The sequence below is a fragment of the Luteimicrobium subarcticum genome, from assembly GCF_002798015.1.
GTDB lineage: Bacteria > Actinomycetota > Actinomycetes > Actinomycetales > Cellulomonadaceae > Luteimicrobium > Luteimicrobium subarcticum.
On the sequence record NZ_PGTZ01000009.1, the window covers coordinates 315,515 to 323,657 of the forward strand.

The 8,143-nt window shown below is 73.0% G+C and carries 7 protein-coding genes; 2 read left to right on the top strand and 5 right to left on the bottom strand.

Features of this window, described 5'->3' with window-relative positions:
- Positions 1 to 115: 115 nt before the first annotated feature.
- The 5 genes from CLV34_RS12095 to CLV34_RS12115 form a co-directional block, all read right to left on the bottom strand.
- Positions 116 to 1,195 (bottom strand): oxidoreductase, encoded by a 1,080-nt coding sequence (locus CLV34_RS12095; protein ID WP_100350548.1) that lies wholly within the window; start codon positions 1,193 to 1,195, stop codon positions 116 to 118.
- On the bottom strand, positions 1,192 to 1,683 hold the full coding sequence (locus CLV34_RS12100; RefSeq protein WP_100350549.1) for a heme-degrading domain-containing protein: 492 nt from the start codon (positions 1,681 to 1,683) through the stop codon (positions 1,192 to 1,194). Before CLV34_RS12100 ends, CLV34_RS12095 begins: the two co-directional genes overlap by 4 nt.
- Before the next feature lie 20 nt (positions 1,684 to 1,703).
- The gene (locus CLV34_RS12105) at positions 1,704 to 2,147 is read right to left on the bottom strand and encodes an iron chaperone (protein WP_100350550.1); all 444 of its coding nucleotides are present in this window, start codon (positions 2,145 to 2,147) and stop codon (positions 1,704 to 1,706) included.
- Positions 2,148 to 2,245: 98 nt separating this feature from the next.
- Entirely contained in the window at positions 2,246 to 4,402 is a 2,157-nt protein-coding gene (gene helR, locus CLV34_RS12110; RefSeq protein WP_100350551.1) for an RNA polymerase recycling motor ATPase HelR, read from the bottom strand.
- Between the two features lie 146 nt (positions 4,403 to 4,548).
- Entirely contained in the window at positions 4,549 to 5,010 is a 462-nt protein-coding gene (locus CLV34_RS12115; RefSeq protein ID WP_100350552.1) for a MarR family winged helix-turn-helix transcriptional regulator, read from the bottom strand.
- 171 nt (positions 5,011 to 5,181) lie between these two features.
- On the opposite strand from CLV34_RS12115, the gene CLV34_RS12120 reads away from it, so the two are divergent.
- Together CLV34_RS12120 and CLV34_RS12125 are read left to right on the top strand one after the other, a co-directional pair.
- Entirely contained in the window at positions 5,182 to 6,678 is a 1,497-nt protein-coding gene (locus tag CLV34_RS12120; RefSeq protein ID WP_211289435.1) for an MFS transporter, read from the top strand.
- Between the two features lie 42 nt (positions 6,679 to 6,720).
- Positions 6,721 to 7,737 (top strand): SDR family NAD(P)-dependent oxidoreductase, encoded by a 1,017-nt coding sequence (locus CLV34_RS12125; protein ID WP_100350553.1) that lies wholly within the window; start codon positions 6,721 to 6,723, stop codon positions 7,735 to 7,737.
- The last annotated feature ends 406 nt before the right edge of the window (positions 7,738 to 8,143 follow it).

Here is an 8,143-nt window from a genome sequence, read left to right on the forward strand (position 1 = left end):
GACTCCTTCGTGCGCCACGATCGACCAGACGGATCCCACCAGCTCCGGACGGGCTGGGGCCGGCCGCCGCATCCCATGCTCGTCGTGGCCCGGGCCGACGCCACCCTGGGGGCCGTCACCCACCGACGGCGAGCCGCTCCTCGTCGGTGAGCGCGGGCACGACCGACCGGCCCTCGGCCGCCGACACGACCCCCGCCTCGAGCACCGCCATCACGGCGAGCGACTCGTCGACCGTCACCGGCAGGGGACCGGCGCCCCGCACGGCCTCGCGGACGCCCGCGTAGAACGCGCGGTGGTCACCGGCAGGCACGGCGACCTCGCTCGTCGAGCCGTCGGGCAGGTGCACGACGATCGGGTCCGGGTCCTCGCCCCAGCCCGGGTCGCCGGGCCGCGTGCCGACGAGGAGCTGCGCCTCCTGCTGGTCGATGCCCTGCTTCACCGCGGACGCCTGGGTGCCGTGCACGGTCAGCCGCGGCGCCGGCGCGGCGGCGAGGAGCGTCGCATGGAGGGTCACGCGCAGCCCGTCGTAACGCAGGACGGCGTGCGCCCAGTCGTCGGTCCGGGCGCCCGGTCGCAGGGCGGCGGCGTCGAGGGTCACGGTCTCCGGCACCCCGAAGAGCTGGACGACCTGGTCGACCAGGTGCGGTCCCAGGTCGAACCAGACGCCGCTGCCGGGCTCGGCGCGTTCCCGCCACCGGTCGCGGACCTCGGGGCGGAACCGGTCGAAGTGCGCGTCGAGATGGGTGACCGCGCCGAGCACGCCGCTGTCGAGCAGCGCGCGCAGGCCCAGGTGCTCGGAGTCCCAGCGCCGGTTGTGGAACGCCGTGACGAACCGGTGCTGTCGGTGCGCGAGGTCCCGCAGCGTCCGGGCGTCGTCGAGCGTCAGAGTGAACGGCTTGTCGACGACCACGTGCCGCCCTGCCTCGAGCGCGGCGGCCGCGAGGGGCAGGTGTTCCGTGTTCGGTGTCGCGACCACCACGAGGTCGACGGGTCGGGAGTCGTCCTCGAGCGCGGCCGCCAGGTCCGGTACGACGTCCACGTCCGGCAGGTCGGCGTGCACGGCGTCCGGGCGTCCCGACACGACGGTCGTGAGCTCGAGACCCGAGGTGCCGAGGATCAGGGGAGCGTGGAACGTCCGGCCCGCGAACCCGTACCCGACGAGGGCGACGCGGGTGGACGCCTCCGGCGCGCTCATCGCGCACCCCCCGCGACGAGCTGCTCGAGCACCTCGACGACGAGGGCGTGGTCGTCCTCCTGCGCGAGCCCGGAGACCGTCACGACGCCGACCTGACCCACGCCTTCGACCCGGACCGGGACGGAACCGCCGTGGGCGGCGTACTCCTGGAACGGCAGTCCGGTCGCGGTGGTGAAGTCGCGGCCCTTCGCCCGGTGCCGCAGGCCGACGAGCAGGGACGCAGCGTCGAAGCGCCGGACCACCGCGACCTTGCGCTCCACCCAGGAGTCGTTGTCGGCGCTGGTCCCGTCGAGCGCCGTGCGGAAGACCTGCTGCGCACCGCGGCGCACGTCGACCACGACGGGGAGCGACCGCTCGACTGCGAGCGCGCGCAGCCGGCTGCCGACCTCCCAGGCGTCGTCGAGGGTGAACCGTGGCAGCACGAGCCTGCGGTCCTCCTCGTGGAGCTCAGCGAGGCGCGTGCGCAGGAGTGCGGTGTCGTCGGCCATGCGTCGATCATGCCGTGACGTCAGCCCACGGCGCGCCGGACCAGCTCCGTGACCGTCCGTGCCACGTCGTCGGTCATCGCGGTGATCGCGAACGATGTCGCCCACACGTCGCCGTCGTCCAGGGCGGCGACGTCGTTGAATCCGAAGGTCGCGTACCGCGCGCCGAACTTCTCGGCGGGCTGGACGAAGCACAGCACCTTGCCGTCCTGCGCGTACGCAGGCATGCCGTACCAGGTCTTCGGGTCGAGGTCCGGCGCGACCTCGGTGACGATCGCGTGGATCCGCTCCGCGATCGCCCGGTCCGCGTCGCCCATCTCGGCGATCTTGTCGAGCAGCGCCTGCTTGTCCGCCTCCTTCTTCGCCGCCTTGCCGCCGCCGCGCCGCGAGGCCTTCTGCTCAGCCGCACGGTCCTGCATGGCCGCCTTCTCCGCGTCGGTCAGGACGCCCTCTCCCCGCTCGCTCATCGTTCCTCCTGCTGTGTCGGTCCTGGGCCTGGGCCCGGTCGCTGTCGCTGTCGCTGTCGACAGGGTGACGCGTGGCGCGGCGAAGGTGTGACAGCCGTTCAGCCGGTGAGCACCACCAGCTCGCGCGTCGTCCGCGTCATCGCGACGTACCGGTCCACGGCGCCCTGCGTGCCGTCGCCCCACGAGTCCGGCTCCACGAGCACGACGAGGTCGAACTCGAGCCCCTTCGTGGTCTCCGGGGCGAGCGAGCGGACCCGCTCCCCGTCCGGGAACGCCGGCGCCCCGACGACGCACGCGACCCCCTCGTCGTGCGTCGCCAGCCAGCCGGCCACGACGTCGTCCAGCGTCGCGGTGGAGCCGTACCGCACCGGCAGGCCGCTCGACCGGACGGACGTGGGGACGTTGGCGTCCGGCAGGACGGCCCGCACGACGGGCGCCGCGACCGCCATCACCTCCTGCGGGGTGCGGTAGTTCACCGTGAGACCGGCGAGGGTGGCCGTGCCGAGACCGACCCGTTCCATCCGCTCCTCCCAGCCCTCCGCGAAGCCCCGGCGCGCCTGCGCCCGGTCGCCCACGACGGTCAGGCTCCGCGACGGGCACCGGGTGAGCACCATCTGCCACTCGGCGTCCGTGAGCTCCTGAGCCTCGTCGACGACGACGTGCGCGAACGGTCCGGCGAGCGCGTCCGGGGTGGGTTCGGGCACGGTGTCGACGTCCACCAGCGCCGACCGGAGGTCCTCGCCGCGCAGCATGCTCATGATCATCAGGTCGGAGTCGTCGGCCGCGACGAGGTCGGTGACGACGTCGGTCATGCGCGCCCGGGCGTCGGCCTCGGCCGTCTCTCGCTCGTGCTTCCGGCGCTCCGCGTCGGGGTCGCCGAGTCGTCGGCGGGCGGCATCGAGGAGCGGTAGGTCGGCCACGGTCCATGCCGCGGGGTCGGCGCGGCGGAGCGCGCGCGCCTCGTCGGGCGTGAGCCAGGGTGCGCACAGGCGCATGAACGCGGGCACGGTCCACAGGTCGCCGACCAGCTCGCCCGGGTCGAGCGTCGGCCAGGCGCGGTGGAGCGCCCGGGTGAGCCCGCGGTGCCGGAGCAGGGTCCTCCGCAGCTCGTCCACCGTGCCGTCCGTGCCGTCCGCCGGTCCGTCCGGCCCGTGCCGCTCGACGAGAAGGGTCACGAGAGCCTCGTGGACCGCCTCGCGCGCCTCGTGGTGCGGGGTCCCCGGCTCCGGCGCCTCGAACGCGGCGGCCCAGTCGTCGACGGTCACCACGACGTCGTCCCACGGGGTCTCGACGGTGAGAGCCTCCGTCGGCGGCTGCTCGTAGAACCGGACCGCGGTCTCGATCGCACCGACCATCGCGGCGGTCCCCTTGAGCGCGGCGACCGTGCCGTCGACCTCGGGACGGGCGTCCGCACCTTCGGGCACCAGGTCGCGCAGGGTGCAGGTGCGCACGCCCTCCTCGCCGAGGCTGGGCAGCACGTCCGACACGTAGTCGAGGTACGGGCGGCTCGGTCCCACGACGAGCACGTCGCCGCGCCCGCGCCCGAGCCGCGGGTCGGCGTACAGGAGGTAGGCGGCGCGGTGCAGCGCGACGACCGTCTTGCCGGTCCCGGGTCCGCCGTCGACGACGAGCACGCCCCGAGACCCGGCGCGGATGATGACGTCCTGGTCGGCCTGGATCGTGCCCAGGACGTCCCGCATCCGGGGGGAGCGGTCGGCGGCGAGGCTCGCGACGAACGCCGACTGGTCGTCGAGAGTGGCCGACGACGACGCCGCGGCCGCCGGGTCGAACACCTCGTCCCAGTAGTCGGTGACGCGTCCGCGGGTCCAGCGGTAGCGCCGGCGGCTCAGCAGGCCGGCGGGCTGCGCCAGCGTGGCGGCGAAGAACGGCGCGGCGGCGGGGGAGCGCCAGTCGACGAGGAGCGGGGTGCCGTCGCGGTCCGTGAGGCCGACGCGCCCGACGTAGACGGGGGCGGAGCCGTCGGCGGGCGTCATCCGCCCCAGGCAGAGGTCGATCCCGTACCGCTGGAGGACGGCGAGCCGCGCCGCGAGGCGGTGGATCTCCTGGTCTCGCTCGAGCGCCGCGGTGCCGCTGCGTCCGGGGGCGCGGCGCGCCTCGGCGAGCCGCCGCGAGACGTCGGCGACCTGTGCGTCGAGGCTTGCGGCGACCGCTGCGAGGTGTGCGGAGTCGGTGGCGATCAGGGTGGGGTCGGCCTTGGCGGCGAGGCGCGCGGGCAGGGCGAAGACGTCAGGCATGGCAGCTCCGGGGGAGTGGGCCCATGATCGTCGCCCTCCAGGGGGGCCTTGCCGCAAGCCCCCCGTCGGGATATACGTTGGAAAGGGAAGGGAAGAGGGAGGGCCGGACGGCTCTCCCTCTCGTCGTTCCCCGTCTCCGCACGCGGTCAGCGTTCGGGCAGCGTGTGGACGGCGTCCCCGAACGCTGACGTGAACCGCGTGAGCAGGTCGAGGAACGGTGCGGCGTCGTCGCCGAGCCGGTCGAGCGCCTGCTCGTAGGTGCCGAGCGCGTCGGCGATGTCGCGTTCGAAGAGGGTGCGTCCGCGCTCGGTGGGCTCGACGAGCCGGGCGCTGCGGCCGGGTTCGGAGAAGCGTCGCAGCAGCCCTGCCGTGAGGGCGGCGTTGACCTGCCGGTTGACGGTCGACTGCTCGAGGCTGAGGTCGTCGGCGATCTCCCGCAGGGTGCGGGCGCGGTGGTCGTTGAAGAGCCAGAGGAGCCGCATGTCGGCGCTGTTGAGCTCGATGCGCTGCTCGATGACGTGCTGGTGCCGGTTGACGAGCGTGAGCAGCCAGGCGACGCGTCGGTCGCGGACCACCTCGCTGGTGGGGAGCAGGTCGTCGGGCGTCATGAGGGACTCCAGGGGCGGTCGCCGGGGCATCCAGGGCGGCTGCGGGAGCATTGACACCGCCGCCTGCGTGTGTAGTCTACATATCTAGATGTGTAACCTACACATGACGGTCGACGGTGACCACGCCCGATGACCACCCCCACCCTCCGCGCTGCTCTCCCGAGGAGATCCATGAACACCATGCTGCCCGCTGACGGGCCGTCCGCGGCGTCGCCGCCGCGCGACCGGCGCGCCGTCTGGATCATCGGCGCGCTGCTGTTCGGCAGCCTCGCGTCCGCCTTGATGCAGTCCCTCGTCATCCCCATCCAGTCGGAGCTGCCCTCGTTCCTCGACACGAGCGCCAGCAACGCGTCCTGGGTGCTCACCGCGACGCTGCTCGGCGCGGGCGTCACGATGCCGCTCGTCGGACGCCTCGCCGACGTGCTCGGCAAGAAGCCCGTGCTCGTCGCCGCGGCGTCGGTCCTCATCGTCGGCTCGCTCGTCTGCGCCGTCTCCGACTCGCTGACGTTCGTCCTGGTCGGACGCGTGCTCCAGGGCATGGCCATGGGGTACATCCCCGTCGCGATCTCGATGGTGCGCGAGGTCGCGCCGCCGCACATGGTCAACTCGGCCACCGCGGCCGTCAGCGCGACGCTCGGCGTCGGCGGCGCCCTCGGTCTGCCGCTCGCCGCATGGATCGCCCAGGACCACGACTGGCACGCGCTGTTCTGGGTCGCGACCGCGCTCGCGGTCGTCATGCTGGTCCTCTCGGTCGTCGTCCTGCCGAACACGCACGACGCGCACCCCGCCTCGATCGACTGGGTCGGGGCCGCCGGCCTCGCCGCCGGTCTCGTGGGCGTCCTCGTCGGCGTCTCCAAGGGAAACGACTGGGGCTGGGGGGAGCCCCTCACGATCGGGATGATCGCCGGTGGCGTCGTCGTGCTGCTGGCCTGGGGCTGGTTCGAGCTGCGTCACCACGACCCGCTCGTCGACCTGCGCACCATGGCGAAGAAGTCGATCCTCCTGACGAACATCGCCGCCGTCCTCATCGGTTTCGGCATGATGGCGCAGTCCATCGTCGTGCCGCAGCTCCTGCAGATGCCGGAAGCCACCGGCTACGGCCTCGGTCAGTCGATCCTCGCAGCGGGCCTCTGGATGGCCCCGGGCGGTCTCATGATGATGCTCTTCGCGCCGGTGTCCTCGAAGCTGCTCACCTCGTACGGGGCGCGGGTCACGCTCGCGATCGGCGCGGCCGTCCTCGCGCTCGGGTACGTCGCCGCGCTCTTCCTCATGGACGCGCCGTGGCAGCTGATGATCGCGTCCTGCATCTCGCTCGCGGGCGTCGGCGTCGGCTACGCCGCGATGCCCACGATGATCCTGTCGAACGTGCCACCGACCGAGGCGTCGTCGAGCGTCAGCGTCAACACGCTCATGCGCTCCATCGGCACGACGGTCGCCGGCGCGGTCATGGCCGTGGTCCTCACGAGCAAGACCATGGACCTCGGCGGCTACGCGGTCCCGACGCAGGGCGCGTTCCAGCTCTGCTTCGTGGTCGGTGCGATCGCCGCCGGCCTCGGCGCCCTGGTGATCCTGCTGGCCCCGCGACGGGCGCGCGACGACGCCGCGGCGCTCGCGGTTACTCCGGACACGGCTCCGGAGGCCGAGCTCGAGCCGGCCGCGACCCGCTGACGTCACGACCAGAACATCCCGACAACGCGAAGGAGCACGACCATGACGGCGAACACCCCGCTCACCGCGAGCAGCACCATCGGTGCCTGGCTGGACGACCCGACCGGCGGCCCGCTCGTCCGCGGGCTTCTTGCGCAGTCGGGCGCCTCCGAGGAGCAGCTCGCCCCCGTCCGGTCGCTGCCGCTGCAGCAGCTCGTCGCGATGAGCCAGGGCGACATGCCCCAGTCGGTCGTCGACGACCTCGTCCGGCAGGTCAACGGCGGCGAGATCCCGGCCGACGCCGGCACGACGACGGGGTGGCGCGAGGTCGTCACGCCGGGCCGGTTCGCGGGGCGCACCGTGGTCGTGACGGGTGCCGGCTCAGGCATCGGGCGTGCCACGGCCTCGCGGGTCGCGCGCGAGGGCGGCCGGGTGGTCGCGGTCGACGTGGCGGCGGACCGCCTCGCCGACCTCGTCGCCGAGCTTGCGGGCGCCGACGTGGTGACCGTCGTCGGCGACATCACCCTGCAGGAAGACGTCGACGCCATCGTCGCCGCGGCGGGCGACCGCATCGACGGTCTCGCCAACGTCGCCGGCATCAACGACGACTTCTCGCCCCTCCACGAGACGTCTGACGCGACGTGGGACCGCGTGCTGGGGGTCAACCTCACGGGCACGTTCCGCCTCACCCGGGCCGTCCTGCCGGTGATGCTCACCGCAGGGCGCGGATCGGTCGTCAACGTCGCGTCGGAGGCCGGTCTGCGCGGGAACGCATCGGGGAACGCCTACACGGTGTCGAAGCACGCGGTCGTGGGTCTGACGCGCTCCGCGGCGTTCATGTATGGGCCGCAGGGGGTGCGGGTCAACGCGGTCGCGCCCGGTGGCGTCGCGACGGGCATCCCGTTCCCGCCGCACGTCTCGGAGGCCGGCTCGGCACGGCTCCGGCCGTTCCAGGCGGCGATCCCGTCGCTCGCGACGGCTGACCAGCTGGCCGCGTCGATCACGTTCCTGCTGAGCGACGACGGCGTGAACCTCAACGGCGTGGTGCTGCCGTCGGACGGCGGCTGGTCCGTGCAGTGAAACGGCCCGTCCGCGCCGTCCGGTCCGAGGGGTCCGGCCGTCCGTCCGAGCGATCGGAGGGGCGCCCCGGCCCGCTGACGGGGCGTTTTGACGGTGGGGTCGGGGGGTGTGTAACGTACTCGTTGTTGCCCCGGCAGGGAGGAACGGACGAGCTGGACGGCCTTCGGGTGGTTCTGGTGAGGCTGGTCCCCGCGGGGTGAGCCCCTTTTTCTTCTGTGACCTGGTGGTCTGCTGCGCTGTGGTGTGGCGGGTTGTCGGGTGTGGGGTGGCGCGTTTCTGGTGGTCTGGTCGGTGGTTTTGACTGGGGTGCGGGGGGCGGGTAAGATGGAGAAGTTGCCCCGATGCGAGCCCGTGAGGGTGAGGTTGGGTGTGTCGGTTGCTTGAGAACTCAACAGTGTGCTTGATA